The following is a 20,072-nucleotide window of genomic DNA, read 5'->3' as shown; positions in this document are numbered from 1 at the left end:
ATGAGCACGACCGCACTCCGGCTGCGCCGTTGTCTGGCGCTGGCCGCGCTCGCCGCCGCCGCGCTGACCGGCTGCAGCACCACCGACACCGCTTCGGAGACCACCGCCGACGGTCTCACCAAGGTGAAACTGCAGTTGCAGTGGTTCAAGCAGGGCCAGTTCGCCGGCTATCTGGCCGCCGTCGACCAGGGGTTCTACCGGGAGCAGGGGCTGTCGGTGGAGATCCTCGACGGCGGCACCGACATCGTCCCGCAGACCGTGCTCGCCCAGGGACAGGCCGACTACGCCGTGGCCTGGGTGCCCAAGGCGCTGGCTTCGCGGGAGGCGGGTGCGGGCATCACCGAGATCGCGCAGGTGTTCCAGCGCTCGGGCACCAAGCAGGTCTCGTTCAAGGCCGACAACATCACCGGACCCGCCGCGCTGCGCGGCAAGACCGTCGGAAACTGGGGCTACGGCAACGAGTTCGAGCTCTTCGCGGGGATGACCAAAGCCGGCATCGACCCGGCCGGGGACGTGAAACTGGTCCAGCAGCAGTTCGACATGAACGCCTTCCTCGCCAAGGACATCGCGGCCGCCCAGGCCATGTCCTACAACGAGTACGCCCAGTTGCTCGAGACGAAGAACCCCGCCACCGGAAAGCTCTACACCGCCGACGACTTCAACGCCATCGACTGGAACGCCGAAGGCGTGGCGATGCTGCAGGACGCGCTGTGGGCCAACACCGAGAAGCTGAAGGATGCGAAGTACCAGGAGCAGACCGTGAAGTTCCTGGTCGCTTCCCTGAAGGGCTGGGCATTCTGCCGGGACAATCTCGACAAGTGCCGTGACATCACCGTCGCGGCGGGCGCGACGCTGGGCGCCGGGCATCAGCAGTGGCAGATCAACGAGGTGAACAAGTTGATCTGGCCCTCGCCCGCCGGGATCGGCACCGTCGACAAGGCGGCCTGGGATCGCACGGTGACCATCGCCAAGGAGACCAAGAACGCCGAGGGCGCGACGGTGCTGACGAAGGACCCCGGCGCCGACGCCTACACCACCGAGTACGTCACCAGGGCTCTCGATCAACTGCGGGCCGCCGGGATCGACGTCACCGGGACGGGATTCCAGCCCGCGCAGGTGACGCCGACCGAGGGCGGCAAGTAGCCGGACGCGCCGACGGCCCGGCGGAGCGGTTGCGCCGGGCCGTCGCCGTGCGCGCGGTCAGCGCGGAGTGAGTTCGACGACCACGCCGCCCTGCTGCCAGGTCTGGTAGATGTCGGCCTGGGACGGCTCGCCGTCGGCGGTGAAGCCGATGCCGTTGAACTTGGCGTTCTGCTTGTTGTCGCGGGCGATGATCGTGTACAGTTCCAGCACGCCCTGCTCGTCGGAATGCACTGTGGCGGTGAAGGATTCGGGAGTCCGGCCACGGGACAGGCGCACCTCGGCGCCGCCGAGCAGGTTCTTCACCCACGGGCGCAGCGCGGTGCCGATCAGCAGGGTGCCGTCGTGGACGGTGTAGGCGACCGGGACCTCGTAGACCTTGCCGGACTTGCGGCCGGTGACCTGCAAGGTGGCCAGCCGCTTGCCCACGATGCCGGACAGCACCGGCACCTTCAGCAGGGCGCGGACGATCGTGTTGACCCGGCCCTGGGAGGGGCGGATCGGTTCGGGACCGGTGGTTGTCGGTGTGCCGTAGGGGTTTTCGGAGGGCGCGGTATCGGTCATGGCTCCAGTATCGGCCGGTGCGCCCGCGCCCGCAGTCCGCGTCCGCACCCGCCTACTACGCTGCGGGGATGACCGAGATCTGGCACAACCCCCGCTGCACGAAGAGTCGTAACGCCACCGCGCACCTGGACGCCGCCGGAGTCGAGTACACGGTGCGGCGCTACCTCGAGGATCCGCCGACGGTCGCGGAACTGCGCGCGGTGCTGGCCCGGCTCGGCGCGCAGCCGTGGGACATCACGCGCACCGGCGAGCAGATCGCCAAGGACCTCGGCATGGCGGACTGGGGACGCACCGACGCCGATGTCGACCGGTGGCTGACCGCACTCGCCGAGCACCCCAAGCTGATCCAGCGACCCATCGTGCTCACCGCCGACGGCGGCGCGGTGGTGGCCCGCGACGAGGAATCGCTGCGCTCCCTCGACTGATCCGGCGATAGCCAACGGATAACTATTCGGGCACGGCCGTAACGGTGAACGCGATTTGCCTGATGTAGCTCACATCATCGGGACACGGTGTCCCGAGGCGGATATCGAACCGAACGTGGATCGCCGGCGGGTTCGACAGCGGGAACTCCACGCGGTGGGAGGTTGTCATGAAATCGCTTCGCAAGATCGCTGTAGGAGCCACGGCCGCCGGTCTGATCGGTGCCTCGACCCTGCTCGCCGGACCCGTCCAGGCGCAACCGCCGGGGCACTGTTCGGTGAACCCCATCGCCGGCACCGGCGCCTTCTCCCAGTGCGGCGACCCGGTCTGGCACCAGGTTCGGGTCACCTGCTGGGCGTGGTGGAACTGGTTCAGCAGCTACGAACGGTACGGGCAGCCCGCCTTCGGCGGCTTCCACTCCGAAACTGCCTGTGACCTGCCGTTCAGCATGCAGACTTGGCAGGTGGTCGTCTACTGAGTCAGCAGGTCGCCGAGCAGCAGCCTGGTGTCGGGGACGAAGGGCCACGCCGGATCGTCCAGGTGCGCACGGAGTTCGGCGTCGGTCCACCACCAGCCGTCCGCGATCTCGGACGGCTGGTGGCGGACCGGACCGTCGTAGCGGACCTCGTAGCCGAACAGATGGCAGCGCAGCGGTCTGCCCGCCCAGCTGCCGTCCCAGGACGCGGTGGCGCGCACAGGGAGTGCGGTGCCGGTGGCGATGCCGAGTTCCTCGTGGAGTTCGCGTCGTGCGGTGTCGGCCGGATCCTCGCCCGCGTCGACGACGCCACCGGCCAGACAGTCGTGCAGGCCGGCGAAGACGAGTTTGCTGTCGGTGCGTCGATGGACGTAGATCCGGCGGCCGTCGCCGGAGCGCACCAGCACGCCCGCGCTGGCGTGCCAGAGGCCCTCGCGATAGACGGTGCCCCGCTCGGCCGCGCCGATCACCGCACCGGCGGCGTCGTACACGGCGAGCAGTTCCGACTCCGGATTCACAGCCACGGCCCGAGGGTAACCCGTCTCAGCGGCGCTGCCGCCTCGGCTTCACCCCCGGTCGCGGCGCCGCCGCCCGGGCCCGCGCGGCCGATCGAGCCGCCACGGCGGCGGCCTCGGCGTCGAGCGTGCGGCGGAAAAGATACTGCTGACCGCAGGTCCACGCCGCGTTCGTGGCGAAGTAGGTGAGCACGGCGACGGGCAGGATCGCCCCGCTCACCAGCGCGCCCGCCGGGAACACCCACAGCGACAGCCGGCGCAGGATCGCGGCCGTCCCGTCCTGGGCGGGCGGCGTCAGCCGAGCCGTCAGGTGGGTGGCGAGCGCGGTGATCAGCACCAGCGGAATCGCGAGCGCGGCGACCGCGCCGATCAGTTCGCCCGCCCCGGTCAGCGTCGCCGACAGAGGCGCGCCGAACAGCCTCGCGTCCAGGAAGGCGTGGACGTCGGGGACGCCGAACAGGTAGTTCGGGGTCGCGCGATTGACCGCGGGCGAGAGCGGGGAGTCGGTCGAGGCGAACGGGCCGACCGCGGCGGCGCCGGTCCGGTCGAACGAGCGCAGGACATGGAACAGGCCGAGGAACACCAGGGCCTGGGCGATCATCGGAACGAACCCGCCGAACAGGCGGACACCGTGCTCGCGGTGCAGCGCCCGGATCTTCTCGGCCTGGGCGCGCTGGTCGTCGGGGTGCTGGGCGCGAATCTTGTCGAGCTGCGGTTGCAGGGACCGCAGCGTGGCCTGGGACCGGGCCTGCCGCAGCGCCGGGACGATCAGCAGGGCGCGAACGGTGACGACGAGGGCGACCACGGCCAGTAGCCAGGCGAGGCCGTCGGCGGGTCCGAGGGGGAGGGCGAGGAGGCGGTGCCAGCACCAGAGCGCGGCGGACACCGGAAAGTACACGACATCGAGCATGACGGAACGACCTGTCCGGACAGCGTGCGCGCGAGCGCACGAAAGGGGGGAGTGGGATCACGGCGGCCGACCGGAGGCGCGTACGGCGCTACCGGTCAGTGGTGATCGATCCCCGGTGCTCGCGGGCGTGGACGACCCGCGGCGTCCGGATGGCTCTGTCGCAGAAAGGAACCGCGCAGGCGGCGCTGGGCCGAGCGGGGCGGTCCTGCGGTGGCGACCCGGATCGGCAGCTGCCGGTGGGTGGTGATCGCGACCAGCGCGCACACCATGGCCGCGGCGACCGCGCCGACGGCGAGCATGCGGGCGGCGTCGCCGCCCGGTGTCGTCAGGAGCACGAAGGCGGGCAGCACGCACGCGAGCACCGCGTACGCCAACAGCACTGCCCGGGACCACATGCCGCCGAGCATACCGATCGACTACCCGTGGTTGGTGGAACGCTGTGTCACGGTCATCGCTGGTCCGGGTATCGTTGGCACTGTGACTGCACCCTCCGCTCAGGACGCGCAGCCCGTCGGTGACGGGCGCGCCACTCGTTGGCACGGCCACAAGGCCCGCCGCCGCGCGGAGATGATCGATGCCGCCATCGAGGTGATCGACGAGCACGGGCTCGAGATCTCGGTGCAGCTGATCGCCGAGCATCTGGGCCTGCCCCGCCCGGTGGTGTACCGCCACGTCGGCGGCCGCGCCGAACTCGACGCGCTCGCCCGCCAGCGCATCCTGGAGTTGCTGCTCGCCGAGCTGCTGCCCGCGCTGGAGCCGGACGGGACGCTCAAGGACGCGGTGCGCGGCGCCATCGGCACCTACCTCGGCTGGATCGAACGCCACCCCAACCTGCACCGCTTCCTCGGTGACGCCGCGCCCGACGGCGCCGGCGCCGCCACCCTGGCCGGTGCCGGGCGCGAGGTGGGCGGGCAGCTGGCCGACATGTTCGCCGCCACCCTGGCCCGCTTCGGGATCGACCCGGCCCGCGCTCGGCCGATGGCCTTCGGCATGGTCGGCCTCGTCGACGGCGTGGTGGCCAGCTGGCGCGCCGATCCGGAACCGGTGCTCTCGACCGAACAGGTGCAGGGCATCCTGACCGAATCGGTGCTATCGCTGTTCGAGGGCAACGCCCGCAGTCTCGGCGTTCCGCTGCAACGGGATTCGCTGGTAGCCGACCTGCTGGTCGCGCCCGATGCCGCCCCGCCACCGGCGGAGCGGCTGCGCTGACTCACTCCGCCGGCGTGAGCAGCCGATAGGTGCGGTGCCACAGCCATTCGACCGGGCCGCGCTCGAACCGGCGCGACCAGAGGTGGGCGAAGGCCGTGATCAGGACGACCACCAGCAGGTAGATCCCGATCGTGAACGGCACCCGCGCCGACGCCGAGACTCGCGCCGCGAGCCCGAAACCCCAGCCGTAGCAGAGTATTCCGGCGATCAGGTTCTGCAGGATGTAGCAGCTGAGCGCGGTGCGGCCGACCTCGCCGAGCCGGGCGCCCACATAACCGACCCGCGAGCGGCGCAGGTAGAACTCCGCGACCGCGGCGAGGATGCCCAGTGCCACGAACGGCGCGGTGCCGTAGCGGGTGAGCAGCACCAGGTCGCCGCCGCCGAAGACACCGACCGTGAAGTCCAGCGGCGCCGCGACGCCGAAGCCGAGCACCAGCAGCCACCTGCGGATCCGCGCCCCGGCGGGCTGGAACACCCCGGCGCGATACAGCCGGGCGCCGAGCAGGAACAGCGCCACCGACATCGGGAAGACGAAGATCGCCTCCACCCGGAAGGTCCCGGCATGGTCGAGCCGGAACAGCACCAGATCCCAGAAAGAGCCGTCCGCGTAGGGATTCGGCTCCAGCGGCTCGGGGGCCGACGGTTCCGTGGCGGGCGCGAAGGCCAGGGCGGCCGCGATCGCGGTCAGCATCGTCACGTGGACCGAGGCCGCGACGATGAGCCAGCGGCGTCGGGCCCGTTCGCTGGTCGCCAGGAGATACGCGACGACGAGGCCGGTGACCGCGTAGCCCATCAGCACGTCGAACTCGGCGACGAACAGGAAGTTCACCAGGCCGTCCAGGAACAGCAGCCCCGCCCGCACGGGATAGCGCCCCGGCCAGCGGCGCCCACCGCGCCGGGCCGAGTCCTGCTGGATCGCCAGCCCGATCCCGAACATCACCGTCAGCAGCCCGAGGAACTTGCCCTGGGCCAGCTGCTGGAGCACCCGCTCGGTCCACATCCAGCCGTCCGTGGCCACCTCGCCGAGACTGCCGATGTAGCCGATCAGCCCGGCGGGGTCGGTGAAGATCCAGATATTGGTGCCGAGGGTGCCCAGGATCGCGATGCCCCGCAGGACATCGAGCGCGAGCAACCTGGTCGGCCGGTCGGTCACCTCGGGGGTGAGCTGGTGCACGGATTCGCTCATGGCATCGAGTATCTCGGCGCGATCCGGCCGCCGGATCGCCCGCGAGGACCACTTCGGGTCCGCCGAGCGGGGGACCCGGCGGAGGTGCCTCGGTCGCGCTGTGCCAGCGCCTCTTCCACCGCAGTGACGGCCTTCGGCAGTTCGATGTGGCCGTCGGGGCGCGCGCCGAGCTGAACGTCGCCGCGAACAGCCTGCTCTCGTACCGCATGCGCATGCGCACCACCTCGACGCTGCCGATGCTGTGGCCGATCAGCACGGTGTCGGACGCGGTCACCGCCGCGAAGGTGGCGCGCGACGGTGTGGGCTGCGAGGACGAAGTCGTCGCGGAGGTGACATGGGTAACACCGGGGGTTCGCGGATCGGGGGCCGGGTGCGCGGCGAGGGTCTGCGGGCCGACGCCGAGATCCTGGAGGAGAGCGGCTACGGCCGGTCGACGATCGAGGCATGGCCACCCGCGCGGGCGTCGCCGAGAGCGCCATCGCCCGAGGGTGGCGCTCCCTGGCCGAGCCGACGAGGGAGGCCTACGCCGAGGCCGTCGCCCGCCGGATGTCCGAACCCGACACCCGGCGCGGTCGAAGACGACCTCGTCGCGTTCGTCACCGAGCTTTGTCGCGTCACCGAATTCCCTGGTCGCGCAGCGGCTTTGCGCGGCACGACGGCCGAGGCGCAGTTCGATCCGGATGTCGCGAGGCGCGTCGGCACCGGGTCGGCACCCGCCGGGCGGTGGTCGTGGTGAGACTCGCGCACGGGATCGACCGGGGTGAGCCGGCCGCGGACATCGACCCGTATCGTGCGACCGACCAGCTGTTCGGGCTCGTCGGGTACCGGCCGCAGGTGGAACATCGTGCACCGCGCCCGGATCAGGCCGCGGGTGCCCTCGCCCGGCCGCTGACCGGCCTGCGCGTACCCGGGTGAGCTGGGGCGCCGCGGGCCGCTGGGCCGAGATGCCGGTGCGGGTCGGACGCGTCGCCTAGGCTCGACAGCATGCAGCGCATCATCGGAATCGAGGTCGAGTACGGCATCTCGACCCCCACGGAGCCGACGGCCAACCCGATCCTCACCTCCACCCAGGCCGTTCTCGCCTACGCCGCCGCCGAGGGCGTACCGCGGGCCAAGCGCACGCGCTGGGACTACGAGGTGGAATCCCCGCTGCGTGACGCGCGTGGTTTCGACCTGAGCCGGATGAGCGGCCCCGCTCCCGTGATCGACGCCGACGAGGTCGGCGCGGCCAACATGATCCTCACCAACGGCGCCCGGCTCTACGTCGACCACGCGCACCCGGAGTACTCCGCACCCGAGGTGGTCGACCCGCTCGACGCGGTGATCTGGGACAAGGCGGGCGAGCGGGTGATGGAGGCCGCCGCCCGGCACGCCTCCAGCGTCCCCGGTGCCCCGCGCCTGCAGCTGTACAAGAACAACGTCGACGGCAAGGGCGCCTCCTACGGCACCCACGAGAACTACCTGATGAACCGTGACACCCCGTTCAGTCACATCATCGCGGGGCTGACGCCGTTCTTCGTCTCCCGCCAGGTGATCTGCGGGTCCGGGCGGGTCGGCATCGGCCAGTCCGGCGACCACGCGGGCTTCCAGCTGTCCCAGCGCGCGGACTACATCGAGGTCGAGGTCGGGCTGGAGACCACGCTCAAGCGCGGCATCATCAACACCCGCGACGAGCCGCACGCCGACGCCGACAAGTACCGGCGCCTGCACGTGATCATCGGCGACGCCAACCTGGCCGAGATGTCGACCTATCTCAAGGTCGGCACCACCGCGCTGGTGCTCGATCTGATCGAAGCGGGCGAGGACCTCTCGGAGTTCCAGCTGGCCCGGCCGGTGACCGCCGTGCACCAGATCAGCCACGACCCGACGCTGCGCGCCACCGTGGCGCTGGCCGACGGCCGCGAGCTGACCGGCCTTGCGCTGCAACGGCTCTACCACGAGCGCGTCGCCAAGTTCGTGCACCGCGAGGGCAACGACGACCCCCGGGTGCTCGACATCATCGACAACTGGGCGATGGTGCTCGACCTGCTGGAGCGCGACCCGATGGAATGCGCCAACCTGCTCGACTGGCCCGCCAAGCTGCGCCTGCTCGAGGGCATGCGCAGCCGGGAGGGCCTCGGCTGGGCCGCCCCCAAGCTGCACCTGATGGACCTGCAGTACTCCGATGTGCGCCTGGACAAGGGTCTCTACAACCGGTTGGTGGCGCGCGGCTCGATGAAGCGCCTCGTCAGCGAGCAGCAGGTGCTCGACGCGATGACCAAGCCGCCGACCGACACCCGCGCGTACTTCCGCGGCGAGTGCCTACGCCGATTCGGCGCCGATATCGCCGCCGCCAGTTGGGATTCGGTGATCTTCGACCTGGGTGGTGATTCACTGGTGCGGATCCCGACCCTGGAGCCGCGGCGCGGCACGAAAGCGCACGTCGGGAAGCTGCTCGACGCCGCCCAGACGGCCGCGGAGCTGGTCGACCAGCTCACCCACTGAGGCGTTTTCCGGCACGACAGAGCGACAATCCGATCGCTAATAGACCACCTTGTCCGATCGGCTCGGTAGGGTTGTGGGACGAGCACGAACATCGCTCATGATCGCCGACCGTGCTCATCCGAAAGGTCGCGGTCATGATGAGGAAAGAGGAGGTCGGCTGCCATGGCACAAGAGCAGACCAAGCGCGCCGGGGGTGGCGACGAGGACGAGGGTCCCGAGGGTGTAGACGCGGCGGGTCAGGAGCGCCGCGAGAAGCTCGCGGAGGAAACCGACGACCTGCTCGACGAGATCGATGACGTGCTCGAGGAGAACGCCGAGGACTTCGTGCGGGCGTATGTGCAGAAGGGCGGCCAGTGACCTCAGGTGACCCGTTGCGCCTCCACGCGGGGCAGGCTCTCTCCTCGTTCACCGAACATCTCCGCATGCACGCACCGGACCTGTTGCCCGGCAACAGGTTCGGTGCCTCGGATCTGACCGCGGCCAAGGATCTGGCGCCGCACGGCACCACCATTGTCGCGGTCACCTACCGGGGTGGCGTGCTCATCGCGGGCGACCGCAGGGCCACCATGGGCAACCTGCTGGCCAGCCGCGACACCGAGAAGGTCTATATCACCGACACCTTCTCGGCGGCCGGTATCGCGGGCACCGCGGGCATCGCGATCGAGATGATCCGGCTGTTCGCGGTGGAGCTCGAGTACTACGAGAAGATCGAAGGCGTGCCGCTGACCTTCGACGGTAAAGCCAACAAGCTGTCGAAGATGGTCCGCGACAACCTGCCCGCCGCCATGCAGGGGCTGGCTGTCGTGCCGATCCTGGTCGGGTTCGACGACCAGATCACCGACCAGGACCGTTCGGGTCGCATCGTGTCCTACGACGTGGTCGGCGGACGCAGCGAGGAGCGGTTCGGCTACACCGCTGTCGGCTCCGGTTCGATGTTCGCGAAGTCCTCGCTGAAGAAGCTCTACCAGCGTGGCATCGATCAGGACCGGGCGCTGCGGGTCGCGGTGGAATCGCTGTTCGACGCCGCCGACGACGACACCGCCACCGGTGGTCCGGACATGCTGCGCGGGATCTACCCGACAGCGGTGGTGATCGACGCCGAGGGCGCGGCCGAGGTGGCCGAGGACCGCTTGGCCGAGATCGCCCGCGGTGTGATCGCCGACCGGGAAGCCGCGGAAGAAGGGGGCGCCGTCCTATGACGCTGCCGTATTACGCCTCGGCCGAGCAGATCATGCGCGACAAGACCGAGCTCGCCCGCAAGGGCATCGGTCGTGGCCGCAGCGTGGTGGTGCTCGTGTACGACAAGGGCGTGCTGTTCGTCGCCGAGAACCCCTCGGCGACGTTGCACAAGGTCAGCGAACTCTACGACCGCATCGGCTTCGCCGCGGTCGGCAAGTACAACGAGTTCGAGGCCCTGCGCCGCGGTGGCATCCTGCAGGCCGACCTCAAGGGCTATCAGTACGACCGGCGCGATGTCACCGGCCGTGGCCTGGCCAACCTCTACGCGCAGAGCCTGGGCTCGATCTTCACCGATCAGCTCAAGCCCTACGAGGTGGAGCTGTGCGTCGCCGAGGTCGGGTATCCGGAGCAGTCGCCGACCTCGGTGCTGTACCGGATCACCTTCGACGGGTCGATCGTCGACGAACGCGAGTACGTCGTCATGGGCGGCACCACCGAGCCCATCCTGACCGCGCTCAAGGCCGCCTACAAGCCCGGTCTGTCCCTGGACGACGCGCTGAAGGTGGCCATCGGGGCGCTGCAGGCGGGTCAGCCCGAGGCCGACAAGGACAAGCGCGCCCTCGGTGAGTCCTCGCTCGAGGTGGCCACCCTCGAGCAGTCCCGGCCGCGCCGGGCGTTCCGCCGGCTGCAGGGTCCCGCCCTGCAGAAGGCGCTCGGTACGCCGAAGGCGACAGCCGTGACCGAGGCGAAGCTGCCCGAGCCCGAGGACGGCGCGGGGGAGTAGACCCCGCCGTCACGATCATGAACGGGCCCGCGGACCGCTCCGGTCCACGGGCCCGTTCTCGTCGTGCTCGCTGGGTCGTTCGCTGTCCGAATCGTTGTGAACACGTATGCGAATGGGATGTCCGGAGCGCCGCGCGGGCCCTGGTCATGGCTGTAGTGTCGATAGTGTGCAGCGACGAATCATGGGGATCGAGACCGAGTTCGGTGTGACATGCACCTTCCACGGTCACCGTCGGCTGTCCCCCGACGAGGTGGCCCGGTACCTGTTCCGCCGGGTGGTGTCCTGGGGCCGTAGCTCTAATGTCTTCCTTCGAAACGGTGCCAGGTTGTACCTCGACGTCGGATCGCATCCCGAGTACGCCACCGCAGAATGCGACAGCCTGGTGCAGTTGGTCACCCACGACCGGGCCGGTGAGCGGGTGCTGGAGGACCTGCTGATAGACGCCGAACAGCGCCTCGCCGAGGAAGGCATCGGCGGCGACATCTACCTGTTCAAGAACAACACCGACTCCGCGGGCAACTCCTACGGCTGCCACGAGAACTTTCTCGTGGTCCGCGCGGGTGAGTTCTCCCGGATCTCGGACGTGTTGCTGCCGTTCCTGGTCACCCGCCAGCTCATCTGCGGTGCGGGCAAGGTCCTGCAGACGCCCAAGGCGGCCACGTTCTGCCTGTCCCAGCGCGCCGAGCACATCTGGGAGGGCGTCTCCTCGGCGACCACCCGCTCGCGCCCGATCATCAACACCCGCGACGAGCCGCACGCCGACGCCGAGAAGTACCGGCGTCTGCACGTGATCGTGGGCGACTCCAACATGGCCGAGCCGACGACGATGCTCAAGGTGGGCACCGCGTCGCTGGTGCTGGAGATGATCGAGGCGGGCGTCTCGTTCCGCGACTTCGCCCTCGACAACCCGATCCGGGCGATCCGCGAGGTCAGCCACGATCTGACCGGCCGCCGTCCGGTGCGGCTGGCCGGTGGCAGGCAGGCCAGCGCGCTCGAGATCCAGCGCGAGTACTACGCCCGCGCCGTCGAGCACCTGCGCAACCGCGACCGCGACCCGCAGGTCGACGCGGTGGTGGATCTGTGGGGCCGCACTCTCGACGCCGTCGAGGCGCAGGACTTCGCCAAGGTCGACACCGAGATCGACTGGGTGATCAAGCGCAAGCTGTTCCAGCGCTACCAGGACCGCTACAGCATGGAGCTGTCGGATCCGAAGATCGCCCAGCTCGACCTGGCCTACCACGACATCAAGCGGGGTCGCGGCGTCTTCGATCTGCTGCAGCGCAAGGGGCTGGCCAAGCGGATCACCGAGGACGAGGCCGTCGACGCCGCGGTGGAGACCCCGCCGCAGACCACGCGCGCCAAGCTGCGCGGTGACTTCATCACCGCCGCGCAGGAAGCCGGGCGCGATTTCACGGTCGACTGGGTGCATTTGAAGTTGAACGATCAAGCGCAGCGCACCGTGTTGTGCAAGGATCCGTTCCGGTCGGTCGACGAGCGCGTCGATCGGCTGATCGCCTCGATGTAGGCGAACCCCCGAGACGGGGGGCTCGGCGACGGGACCGGTGGCGCAAGGGAGCGATTGCGTAGACGCCACCGGTCCCGTCGTCGCGTCCGGGCTCAATCGGGGCCGACGACGCTCGCGTAGGTGCCGCGCAGGCCGGCGATGAACGAGGTCAGGGCCAGTTCGAAGCTGTCGTCATCGATCTCGTCGGCGATCGCGCGCAGCAGGTGCGCCTGGTTCAGGTGCGGGTAGCGGTCCCGGTAGACCTGCACGTCGTCGGCGAATCCGCCCGCGAACGAACCGACCGTCGAGCCCATCACCAGGTAGCGGGTGGCCGCGCCGATCATGGTCGCGTAGCGCGGTGGCCAGCCCGCGCCGACCAGCCCACCGTGCACGGCGTCGGCCGCGCGCAGGTTCTCCGCCCGGCGGCCGGGGCCCGCCGCGAGGTAGGGCACGAAATTCGGGTGCGCGACCAGCGCCGAGCGGTAGCTGCGGGCCCAGGCGGCCAGGCCGTCGTCCCAGGCCATGGTGTCGAAGGCCGAGGTGTCGACGTGGCTCATGATGCCCGTCGCGATGTCGTCGAACAGGTCGTCCTTGTTCGGGTAGTGGCCGTAGAGCGAGGCGGCCTGCACGCCGAGTTCGGCGGCCAGCTTGCGCATGGAGACCTCGGCGAGGCCGTCGCGGTCGACCATGGCCAGCGCGGTGTCGCGAATGCGTTCGCGGCTCAACAGCGGTACGCGCGGCCTCGCCATGCGCCACTCCTCGTCTGCTCGGGTCCGATAGGGCTTCGAACGGTATCACCGATCGCCGATTCGGCCCTTGATTAACCGAACGGCGTTAGGATACGGTGCCCGAGTAAACCTAACACCGTTTGGTTCAGGAGTGGTCCGATGGATCTCGCACTCACGCAAGCGCACAGCGACCTGCGCGAGCTCGCCCGCACATGGGTGGACAAGGAAGTCGTGCCGCATGCCGCGCACTGGGATCGGCAGGAATCGGTCGACCCGGCCATCGTCGGCAAACTCGGCGCGCTGGGCTTTCTCGGCATCGGGATCGACGAGGAGTACGGCGGCTCCGGCGGTGACGCGCTGGCCTACTGCGTGCTGCTGGAGGAGCTCGGCCGGGGCGACAGCGCGGTCCGCGGCATCGTGTCGGTCTCGCTGGGTCTGGTCGGCAAGTCGATCGCGACCTACGGCACCGAGGAGCAGAAGCGCCGCTTCCTGCCGCCGCTGTGCGCGGGCGAGCAGCTCGGATGCTTCGCGCTGACCGAGCCGGGGACCGGGTCCGACGCGGCGAACCTGATCACCCGCGCCACCAGGGACGGGTCGGACTGGGTCATCGACGGCACCAAGATCTTCATCACCAACGGCACCTGGGCCGATGTCGCGCTGGTCTTCGCGCGCACCGGGGGACCGGGGCCCAAGGGGGTGACCGCCTTCCTCGTCCCGACCGACGCGCCCGGCTTCGGCCGGACCGAGATCAAGGGCAAGCTCGGCCTGCGCGGGCAGGCCACCGCCGAATTGGTCCTCGACGGTGTCCGGGTGCCCGACGCGCTGCGCCTGGGCGAGGAGGGTCAGGGCTTCCGCATCGCGATGGCGGCGCTGGACAAGGGCCGGATGGGGGTGGCCGCCGGCTGTGTCGGCCTGGCCCGCGCCTGCCTCGAGGCCGCGGTGCGCTACGCGGGCGAGCGCGAACAGTTCGGCAAGCCGATCGCGGGCTACCAGCTGGTCCAGGAACTGCTCGCCGACATCGCGGTGGAGACCGAGGCCGCCCGACTGCTGGCCTGGCGCGCCGCCGATCTCGTCGACCGGGGCGAGCCGTTCGGCACCGCCGCCTCGATGGCGAAGCTGTTCGCCTCCGAGGCCGCGGTCAAGGCGGCCAACAACGCGATCCAGGTCTTCGGCGGCTACGGCTACATCGACGAGTACCCGGTCGCCAAGTACCTGCGCGACGCCCGCGTACTGACCCTCTACGAGGGCACCACCCAGATCCAGAAACTGCTCATCGGCCGCGCCCTCACCGGCGTGAACGCCATCGTCTGACAGAGGAGTACGAACCATGACCCACAGAACCGCTTTCGTCACCGGGGCGGCCCGCGGCATCGGCGCGGCCACGGCCGCCCGGCTGTCGGCCGCCGGGCACGCCGTCGCCGTCGTCGACCTCGACGCCGCCGCGGCCGTGCTGACCGCGGGCAAGATCAACGCCGCGGGCGGCACCGCGATCGGGCTCGGTTGCGATGTCGCCGACGAGGATTCGGTGGCCGCGGCGGTGGCGCGCACGGTCGCCGAGCTCGGCTCGCTCGACGTGCTGGTGAACAACGCCGGCGTGCTGCGCGACAACCTGCTGTTCAAGATGTCGGTGGACGACTGGGACACCGTCATGGCCGTACACCTGCGCGGGGCGTTCCTGTGCAGCAAGGCCGCCCAGCAGCACATGGTCGAGCGCGGCGGCGGCGCGATCGTCAACACCTCGAGCGTGTCGGCGCTGGGCAATCGAGGACAGGCCAACTACGCCGCGGCCAAGGCCGGCATCCAGGGGCTGACCCGCACGCTGGCCATGGAACTCGGCCCGTTCGGCATCCGCGTCAACGCCGTCGCGCCCGGCTTCATCGCCACCGAGATGACCGCGGCCACCGCGGCCCGGATCGGCGTCAGCGCCGAGGAACTGCAGGCCAAGACCGCCGAGATCACGCCGCTGCGCCGGGTCGGGACCCCCGACGACATCGCCAACGTGGTCGCGTTCCTCGCCTCCGACGAGGCCGGATTCGTCACCGGCCAAACCCTGTACGTCGACGGCGGACGCCGTCTCTGAATCGCGGGAGACCAGTTTCAATGCAGCGCACAGTTTTCACCGATGAGCACGAGGCGTTTCGCAAGACCGCGCGCGCGTTCATCGAATCGCAGGTCGTGCCGGTCTACGACCAGTGGTACGAGGCGGGCATCGTGCCGCGCGAGTTCTACCGCTCGCTGGCCGAGCTGGGGGTTTTCGGGATCGAGGTGCCCGAGGAGTACGGCGGCGCGGGGATCGACTCGTTCAAGTTCCAGGCGATCCTCATGGAGGAAACCGCCAGGGCCGGTGTGTCTTTCGGCGGGTCCGGCGTGCACGTGGGCCTGTGCCTGCCGTACCTGAAGAACCTCGCGACCGACGAACAGAAGCAGCGCTGGCTGCCCGGATTCGTCTCGGGCGAGATCATGTTCGCCATCGCGATGACCGAGCCCGGCACGGGGTCCGACCTGGCCGGGATGCGCACGACCGCGCAGCTGTCCGAGGACGGCACCCACTACGTGCTCAACGGGGCGAAGACCTTCATCACCGGTGGCGTGCACGCCGACCGGGTGATCGTGTGCGCGCGGACCGCCCCGCCGTCGGAGACCGATCGCCGCCACGGGATCTCGCTGTTCGTCGTCGACACCACCTCGCCCGGGTACGCGGTCGGCCGCAAGCTCGACAAGCTCGGGCTGAAGGTGTCCGACACCGCCGAACTGTCCTTCACCGATGTGCGGGTGCCGGTGGCCGACCTGCTCGGCGAGGCGCACCAGGGCTTCGCCTACCTCGGCCAGAACCTGCCGCAGGAGCGCCTGTCCATCGCGGTCGGCGCCTACGCCCAAGCCAAGTCGGCGATCCGGTTCGCCCTCGAATACACCAGGGGCCGGACCGTTTTCGGTCAGCCGGTGGCGCACTTCCAGAACACCAAGTTCGAGCTGGCCGCCTGCCGGGCGGAGGTGGACGCCGCCGAAGCCGTGGTCGACCGCGCGCTCGACGCGCTCGACCGGGGCGAACTCAGCCCGGCCGACGCCGCCTCGGCGAAGCTGTTCTGCACCGAGGTCGCCTCCCGGGTGATCGACCGCTGCCTGCAGCTGCACGGCGGATACGGCTACATCACCGAATATCCCGTGGCCCGCCTGTACGCCGACAACCGGGTGAACCGGATCTACGGCGGCACCAGCGAGGTGATGAAGATGATCATCGCCAAGGACATGGGCCTGTGACCGGCCGCGCGTATCTGGTCGACGGCGTCCGCACGCCGTTCGGCCGCTACGGCGGCGCGCTGGCCGAGGTGCGCCCCGACGATCTGGCCGCCCGCGCGATCGCCGCGCTCACCCGACGGCTCCCGGCCGTCGATTGGGCCGGCGTCGACGACGTGGTGCTGGGCTGCGCGAACCAGGCGGGCGAGGACAATCGCAATGTCGCCCGGATGGCGGCGCTGCTGGCCGGACTACCGGTGGAGGTTCCCGGCGTGACGGTCAACCGGCTGTGCGCGTCGGGACTGGACGCGATCGGCTACGCGGCCAGGGCGATCAAGGCCGGTGACGCCGATCTCGTCATCGCCGGGGGTGTCGAGTCGATGACCCGGGCGCCGTACGTGATGCCGAAAGCCGGTGCGCCGTGGGACCGTTCGGCGCAGCTGGCCGACACCACGCTGGGCTGGCGGCTGGTCAACCCGCGGATGCGGGCGGAATACGGCATCGATTCGATGCCCGAGACCGCCCAGCACGTCGCCGACGAGCACGGCATCGCCCGTGCCGATCAGGACGCCTTCGCGCTGCGGTCGCAGCAGCGGGCGGCGGCGGCGATCGCGCGGGGCAGGCTGGCCCGCGAGATCGCGCAGGTGCCGGTCCCGCAGCGGCACGGCGAACCGGTTGTCGTCGAGCGGGACGAACATCCGCGGCAGACCAGCATCGAGGCACTCGGCGGGTTGCGTGCCGTGGTGCCCGGCGGCTCGATCACCGCGGGCAACTCCTCCGGTATCAATGACGGTGCCGCCGCGGTGCTGATCGCCTCCGAGGTCGCGGTGGACCGCTACGGGCTGACGCCGCTGGCCGAGATCGGTGCGGTGACGGCCGCGGGTGTGCCACCGCGCGTGATGGGTATCGGCCCGGTGCTCGCGGTCGAGAAGCTGCTCGCGCGAACGGGTCTGGGGATCGCCGACATCGATGTCGTCGAACTCAACGAGGCCTTCGCCGCCCAGGCGCTGGCGGTGCTGCGTGGACTCGGGCTGCCCGACGACGCCGAGCACGTGAACCCGAACGGCGGCGCCATCGCCCTCGGGCATCCGCTCGGCGCCAGCGGTGCTCGCCTGGCGCTCACCGCCGCGATCGAGCTGGCCGATCGCGACGCCCGGCACGCCGTCGCCACGCTGTGTGTCGGTGTCGGGCAGGGCCTGGCGGTCCATCTCCATCGCTGACCGGCCCCGGCCGATCAGCGCCGGGCCTCGACCCGACCGGGCCGAAGTCTGCGTGCCGCACCGAGCGCGCAACCGGTACGGGCCGAGGCCCCCGAACTCCGACCGATCCGGTCGTCTACCGCGCGACACCGTGGGTGCGCGCTCCCTCGCCGAAGCTGTCGACTCCAGGAATCCTCATGAATGCCACACTCTCCCTGGCGAGCATCCTCGCCGAACCGGCTCGCCGCCGCCCCGATCATCTCGCGTTGATCGAAGGCGAGCATCGCATCACCTTCGCCGATCTCTGGCGACAGGCACGCGAGCAGGCCGGCGCCCTGATCGCGCGCGGGATCCGTCCCGGTGACCGGGTGGCCCTGCTGTGCCCGAACACCGCCGACTTCCCGCGGGCGTATTTCGCGATCCTCGCCGCGGGCGCGACGGTGGTGCCGGTGCACCTGCTGCTCACCGCGCCCGAGATGGAATACGTGCTGCGCGACAGCGCGGCGGCGCTGCTGATCTGTCATCCGATGGTGGCCGAGACCGGCGCCGCGGCGGCCGCCGGCGCGGGCATCGACGTCGTCGCCCCCGCGGAGCTCGTCGGCGAGGCGATTGCGGCGTTCGTCTCGCGCGGTCCGCTCGACACCGCCGTCGTCTTCTACACCAGCGGGACCACCGGCACGCCCAAGGGCGCCGAGCTCAATCACCTCAACATGGTGATGTGCGCGACGGTGAACACCTTCGACGCCAACGAGGTCCACCGCGACGACATCGCGCTCGGCGCGCTGCCGCTGTTCCATGTCTTCGGACAGACCGTGTCGATGAACTCGCACTGGCGCGTCGGCGGGACGCTGGTGCTGCTGCCGAGATTCGACGCGGCCCAGGCGATCGCGCTGATGGCGGCGGAGAAGGTCAACCTCTTCCACGGGGTGCCCACGATGTACATCGCGCTCATCGAGGCGGCGGCGCGGGCGCCGGAACTGCCCGCACTGAAACTGTGCGTCAGCGGCGGTGCGGCGCTGCCGGTCGCGATCCTGGAGGACTTCGAACGGATCTTCCGCGCGCCCGTGCTCGAGGGCTACGGACTGTCGGAGACCTCGCCGACCGCCGCGGTCAACCAGCCGATCTACGGCGCGGAGGCGGGCACCGTCGGGCATCCGGTCTGGGGCGTCGACGTGGAGATCGCCGACCCCGCGATCAGTGACCGGATCGCGCTGCTGCCGGTCGGCGAGACCGGTGAGGTGGTGGTGCGCGGGCACAACGTGTTCAACGGCTACACCGGCAGACCCGAGGCCACCGCGGCCGCCGTCGTCGACGGCTGGTTCCGCACCGGCGATCTGGGCACCCGCGACGAGACCGGCCGGATCCGGATCGTCGACCGGATCAAGGAGATGATCCTGCGCGGCGGATTCAACGTGTATCCGACGGAGGTCGAGGCCGCGCTGGTACGGCATCCGCGGATCGCGCAGGTCGCGGTGATCGGGGTGCCCGACGAGCACTACGGTGAGGAGATCGTGGCCGTCGTGGTGGCCGACGGCGAGCTGACCGCCGAGGACGTGATCGAGTTCGGCAAGCAACAGGTGGCCCGATACAAGTACCCGCGCCGGGTGGAGTTCGTCACCGAGCTGCCGCTCGGGCCCACCCACAAGGTGCTCAAGCGCGAACTGCGCCGACGCTTCGGAGGAGCGGCATGACCACGGATTTCGCCGATTTCGACGCCCTGCGCGCGGCCGCGGGCACCGAACTCGGCCCCAGCGACTGGATCACGATCGACCAGGACCGGATCGACCGGTTCGCCGAGGCGACCGGCGACCACCAGTGGATCCACGTCGATCCGGTGCGGGCCGCCGCGGGCCCGTACGGCACGACCATCGCGCACGGTTTCCTCACCCTGTCGCTGATCGTGCCGATCACCCAGCAGGTGATGACGGTCAGCGCCGCGAGCGCGGCGATCAACTACGGCCTCGACCGGGTCCGATTCCTCACCCCGGTCCCCGTGGGCAGCCGCATCCGCGGCCGCGTGGCGCTCACCGAGGTCACCGAGGTGCCCGGCGGCGTGCAGGCGCACCGGCGCGTCACCGTGGAACTGGAGGGCGCCGAGCGGCCCGCCTGCGTGGCCGACGCCATCGCCCGCTATCTGAGCTGAATCGTCCGGGGCGGCGGTCTAGTAGCCGTCGCCCTCGGCCAGATAGCGCTCGATCGTCTCGACCTTCGTGGTCAGCGCGTCGGTGACGCCGGGCCGCAGATCGGCCTTGAGCACCAGGCTGCATCGCGGCGCGACGGCGAGGATCGCGTCACAGGCCGACTTCACCACCGCCATCACCTCGTCCCAATCGCCCTCGATGGTGGTGAACATGGCGTCGGTCCGGTGCGGCAGCCCCGAGGCGCGCACCACGCGGACGGCCGCCGCCACGGCCGCGCCGACCGACCCGTCGGCGTGGGCGGCGCCACTGGGCGCCACGGAGAACGCAACAAGCATGATGGTCCTTTCGCTGCGGGTATCCGGACCATTCTCCCCGCCCGGAGGGTCGGCAACCGTGC

General features: G+C 70.2%; 23 protein-coding genes. 16 read left to right on the top strand and 7 right to left on the bottom strand.

Annotated elements, in window-relative coordinates:
• Window positions 1-1,143 (top strand): ABC transporter substrate-binding protein, encoded by a 1,143-nt coding sequence (locus tag ATM97_RS13370; protein WP_218718327.1) that lies wholly within the window; start codon window positions 1-3, stop codon window positions 1,141-1,143.
• A gap of 57 nt (window positions 1,144-1,200) precedes the next feature.
• On the opposite strand, the gene ATM97_RS13365 is transcribed toward ATM97_RS13370, so the two are convergent.
• Complete coding sequence (locus ATM97_RS13365) at window positions 1,201-1,704, bottom strand: nitroreductase/quinone reductase family protein (protein WP_218718326.1); 504 nt, start codon at window positions 1,702-1,704, stop codon at window positions 1,201-1,203.
• Between the two features lie 68 nt (window positions 1,705-1,772).
• Between ATM97_RS13365 and ATM97_RS13360 the strand changes: the two genes are divergently transcribed.
• A complete protein-coding gene (locus ATM97_RS13360; protein WP_218718325.1) occupies window positions 1,773-2,129 on the top strand; it encodes an arsenate reductase family protein in 357 nt (118 codons plus the stop codon).
• A gap of 167 nt (window positions 2,130-2,296) precedes the next feature.
• Window positions 2,297-2,605 carry a hypothetical protein gene (locus ATM97_RS13355; RefSeq protein WP_218718324.1) on the top strand — a complete coding sequence of 103 codons (309 nt, stop codon included), beginning with the start codon at window positions 2,297-2,299 and terminating at the stop codon, window positions 2,603-2,605.
• On the opposite strand, the gene ATM97_RS13350 is transcribed toward ATM97_RS13355, so the two are convergent.
• The 3 genes from ATM97_RS13350 to ATM97_RS13340 all read right to left on the bottom strand — a co-directional run bounded on the left by ATM97_RS13350 (window position 2,599) and on the right by ATM97_RS13340 (window position 4,422).
• Window positions 2,599-3,126, bottom strand: coding sequence for an NUDIX domain-containing protein (locus ATM97_RS13350; RefSeq protein ID WP_218718323.1), 528 nt, complete (start codon window positions 3,124-3,126; stop codon window positions 2,599-2,601). The two genes, ATM97_RS13355 and ATM97_RS13350, sit on opposite strands and share 7 nt — an antisense overlap.
• 19 nt (window positions 3,127-3,145) lie before the next feature.
• A complete protein-coding gene (yidC, locus tag ATM97_RS13345) occupies window positions 3,146-4,027 on the bottom strand; it encodes a membrane protein insertase YidC (protein ID WP_218718322.1) in 882 nt (293 codons plus the stop codon).
• A 95-nt stretch (window positions 4,028-4,122) separates the two neighbouring features.
• A complete protein-coding gene (locus ATM97_RS13340; protein ID WP_255587683.1) occupies window positions 4,123-4,422 on the bottom strand; it encodes a DUF6412 domain-containing protein in 300 nt (99 codons plus the stop codon).
• Between the two features lie 82 nt (window positions 4,423-4,504).
• Here ATM97_RS13340 and ATM97_RS13335 point away from each other — a divergent pair, with 82 nt between their 5' ends.
• On the top strand, window positions 4,505-5,236 hold the full coding sequence (locus tag ATM97_RS13335; RefSeq protein WP_308248468.1) for a TetR/AcrR family transcriptional regulator: 732 nt from the start codon (window positions 4,505-4,507) through the stop codon (window positions 5,234-5,236).
• Window position 5,237: 1 nt separating this feature from the next.
• Here the strand turns inward: ATM97_RS13335 and ATM97_RS13330 are convergent, their stop codons facing one another.
• Entirely contained in the window at window positions 5,238-6,422 is a 1,185-nt protein-coding gene (locus ATM97_RS13330) for a DUF418 domain-containing protein (RefSeq protein ID WP_218718320.1), read from the bottom strand.
• A gap of 732 nt (window positions 6,423-7,154) precedes the next feature.
• Here ATM97_RS13330 and ATM97_RS13325 point away from each other — a divergent pair.
• The 6 genes from ATM97_RS13325 to pafA all read left to right on the top strand — a co-directional run bounded on the left by ATM97_RS13325 (window position 7,155) and on the right by pafA (window position 12,394).
• Complete coding sequence (locus ATM97_RS13325; RefSeq protein ID WP_218718319.1) at window positions 7,155-7,337, top strand: TetR/AcrR family transcriptional regulator C-terminal ligand-binding domain-containing protein; 183 nt, start codon at window positions 7,155-7,157, stop codon at window positions 7,335-7,337.
• A 69-nt stretch (window positions 7,338-7,406) separates the two neighbouring features.
• Complete coding sequence (dop, locus tag ATM97_RS13320) at window positions 7,407-8,906, top strand: depupylase/deamidase Dop (protein ID WP_218718318.1); 1,500 nt, start codon at window positions 7,407-7,409, stop codon at window positions 8,904-8,906.
• 162 nt (window positions 8,907-9,068) lie between these two features.
• The gene (locus tag ATM97_RS13315; RefSeq protein ID WP_019047503.1) at window positions 9,069-9,263 is read left to right on the top strand and encodes a ubiquitin-like protein Pup; all 195 of its coding nucleotides are present in this window, start codon (window positions 9,069-9,071) and stop codon (window positions 9,261-9,263) included.
• Between the two features lie 65 nt (window positions 9,264-9,328).
• Window positions 9,329-10,105, top strand: coding sequence for a proteasome subunit beta (gene prcB / locus ATM97_RS13310; protein ID WP_255587681.1), 777 nt, complete (start codon window positions 9,329-9,331; stop codon window positions 10,103-10,105).
• Window positions 10,102-10,869 (top strand): proteasome subunit alpha, encoded by a 768-nt coding sequence (gene prcA, locus ATM97_RS13305; protein WP_218718316.1) that lies wholly within the window; start codon window positions 10,102-10,104, stop codon window positions 10,867-10,869. Before prcB ends, prcA begins: the two co-directional genes overlap by 4 nt.
• Window positions 10,870-11,035: 166 nt before the next feature.
• Window positions 11,036-12,394, top strand: coding sequence for a Pup--protein ligase (gene pafA / locus ATM97_RS13300; RefSeq protein WP_186817494.1), 1,359 nt, complete (start codon window positions 11,036-11,038; stop codon window positions 12,392-12,394).
• A gap of 92 nt (window positions 12,395-12,486) precedes the next feature.
• Here the strand turns inward: pafA and ATM97_RS13295 are convergent, their stop codons facing one another.
• A complete protein-coding gene (locus ATM97_RS13295; protein WP_218718315.1) occupies window positions 12,487-13,122 on the bottom strand; it encodes a TetR/AcrR family transcriptional regulator in 636 nt (211 codons plus the stop codon).
• A 138-nt stretch (window positions 13,123-13,260) separates the two neighbouring features.
• On the opposite strand from ATM97_RS13295, the gene ATM97_RS13290 reads away from it, so the two are divergent.
• From ATM97_RS13290 to ATM97_RS13265, 6 genes are all read left to right on the top strand, one after another.
• Entirely contained in the window at window positions 13,261-14,412 is a 1,152-nt protein-coding gene (locus ATM97_RS13290) for an acyl-CoA dehydrogenase family protein (protein WP_218718314.1), read from the top strand.
• Between the two features lie 16 nt (window positions 14,413-14,428).
• A complete protein-coding gene (gene fabG, locus ATM97_RS13285) occupies window positions 14,429-15,181 on the top strand; it encodes a 3-oxoacyl-ACP reductase FabG (RefSeq protein WP_218718313.1) in 753 nt (250 codons plus the stop codon).
• 20 nt (window positions 15,182-15,201) lie between these two features.
• On the top strand, window positions 15,202-16,359 hold the full coding sequence (locus tag ATM97_RS13280) for an acyl-CoA dehydrogenase family protein (RefSeq protein ID WP_218718312.1): 1,158 nt from the start codon (window positions 15,202-15,204) through the stop codon (window positions 16,357-16,359).
• Window positions 16,356-17,555 (top strand): 3-oxoadipyl-CoA thiolase, encoded by a 1,200-nt coding sequence (gene pcaF, locus ATM97_RS13275; protein WP_218718311.1) that lies wholly within the window; start codon window positions 16,356-16,358, stop codon window positions 17,553-17,555. Before ATM97_RS13280 ends, pcaF begins: the two co-directional genes overlap by 4 nt.
• 176 nt (window positions 17,556-17,731) lie before the next feature.
• Complete coding sequence (locus ATM97_RS13270) at window positions 17,732-19,225, top strand: long-chain fatty acid--CoA ligase (RefSeq protein WP_218718310.1); 1,494 nt, start codon at window positions 17,732-17,734, stop codon at window positions 19,223-19,225.
• Entirely contained in the window at window positions 19,222-19,677 is a 456-nt protein-coding gene (locus ATM97_RS13265) for a MaoC family dehydratase (protein ID WP_218718309.1), read from the top strand. The genes ATM97_RS13270 and ATM97_RS13265 overlap by 4 nt, the downstream gene beginning before the upstream one ends.
• A gap of 18 nt (window positions 19,678-19,695) precedes the next feature.
• On the opposite strand, the gene ATM97_RS13260 is transcribed toward ATM97_RS13265, so the two are convergent.
• On the bottom strand, window positions 19,696-20,010 hold the full coding sequence (locus tag ATM97_RS13260) for a thiamine-binding protein (RefSeq protein WP_218718308.1): 315 nt from the start codon (window positions 20,008-20,010) through the stop codon (window positions 19,696-19,698).
• Window positions 20,011-20,072: the final 62 nt, after the last annotated feature.

It is taken from the genome of Nocardia sp. MH4 (genome assembly GCF_019266065.1).
Classification (GTDB): Bacteria; Actinomycetota; Actinomycetes; order Mycobacteriales; family Mycobacteriaceae; genus Nocardia; species Nocardia canadensis.
Note: the sequence above shows the minus strand (reverse complement) of the source record. Positions and strands in the feature narration are given on the sequence as shown.

Bases quoted from the DNA above. Each gene is read 5' to 3' on its own strand.
- ATM97_RS13370 (WP_218718327.1), top strand. From the start codon at position 1: ATGAGCACGACCGCACTCCGGCTGCGCCGTTGTCTGGCGCTGGCCGCG.
- ATM97_RS13365 (WP_218718326.1), bottom strand. From the start codon at position 1,704: ATGACCGATACCGCGCCCTCCGAAAACCCCTACGGCACACCGACAACC.
- ATM97_RS13360 (WP_218718325.1), top strand. From the start codon at position 1,773: ATGACCGAGATCTGGCACAACCCCCGCTGCACGAAGAGTCGTAACGCC.
- ATM97_RS13355 (WP_218718324.1), top strand. From the start codon at position 2,297: ATGAAATCGCTTCGCAAGATCGCTGTAGGAGCCACGGCCGCCGGTCTG.
- yidC (WP_218718322.1), bottom strand. From the start codon at position 4,027: ATGCTCGATGTCGTGTACTTTCCGGTGTCCGCCGCGCTCTGGTGCTGG.
- ATM97_RS13340 (WP_255587683.1), bottom strand. From the start codon at position 4,422: ATGTGGTCCCGGGCAGTGCTGTTGGCGTACGCGGTGCTCGCGTGCGTG.
- ATM97_RS13330 (WP_218718320.1), bottom strand. From the start codon at position 6,422: ATGAGCGAATCCGTGCACCAGCTCACCCCCGAGGTGACCGACCGGCCG.
- dop (WP_218718318.1), top strand. From the start codon at position 7,407: ATGCAGCGCATCATCGGAATCGAGGTCGAGTACGGCATCTCGACCCCC.
- ATM97_RS13315 (WP_019047503.1), top strand. From the start codon at position 9,069: ATGGCACAAGAGCAGACCAAGCGCGCCGGGGGTGGCGACGAGGACGAG.
- prcB (WP_255587681.1), top strand. From the start codon at position 9,329: ATGCACGCACCGGACCTGTTGCCCGGCAACAGGTTCGGTGCCTCGGAT.
- prcA (WP_218718316.1), top strand. From the start codon at position 10,102: ATGACGCTGCCGTATTACGCCTCGGCCGAGCAGATCATGCGCGACAAG.
- ATM97_RS13295 (WP_218718315.1), bottom strand. From the start codon at position 13,122: ATGGCGAGGCCGCGCGTACCGCTGTTGAGCCGCGAACGCATTCGCGAC.
- ATM97_RS13290 (WP_218718314.1), top strand. From the start codon at position 13,261: ATGGATCTCGCACTCACGCAAGCGCACAGCGACCTGCGCGAGCTCGCC.
- fabG (WP_218718313.1), top strand. From the start codon at position 14,429: ATGACCCACAGAACCGCTTTCGTCACCGGGGCGGCCCGCGGCATCGGC.
- ATM97_RS13280 (WP_218718312.1), top strand. From the start codon at position 15,202: ATGCAGCGCACAGTTTTCACCGATGAGCACGAGGCGTTTCGCAAGACC.
- ATM97_RS13270 (WP_218718310.1), top strand. From the start codon at position 17,732: ATGAATGCCACACTCTCCCTGGCGAGCATCCTCGCCGAACCGGCTCGC.
- ATM97_RS13265 (WP_218718309.1), top strand. From the start codon at position 19,222: ATGACCACGGATTTCGCCGATTTCGACGCCCTGCGCGCGGCCGCGGGC.
- ATM97_RS13260 (WP_218718308.1), bottom strand. From the start codon at position 20,010: ATGCTTGTTGCGTTCTCCGTGGCGCCCAGTGGCGCCGCCCACGCCGAC.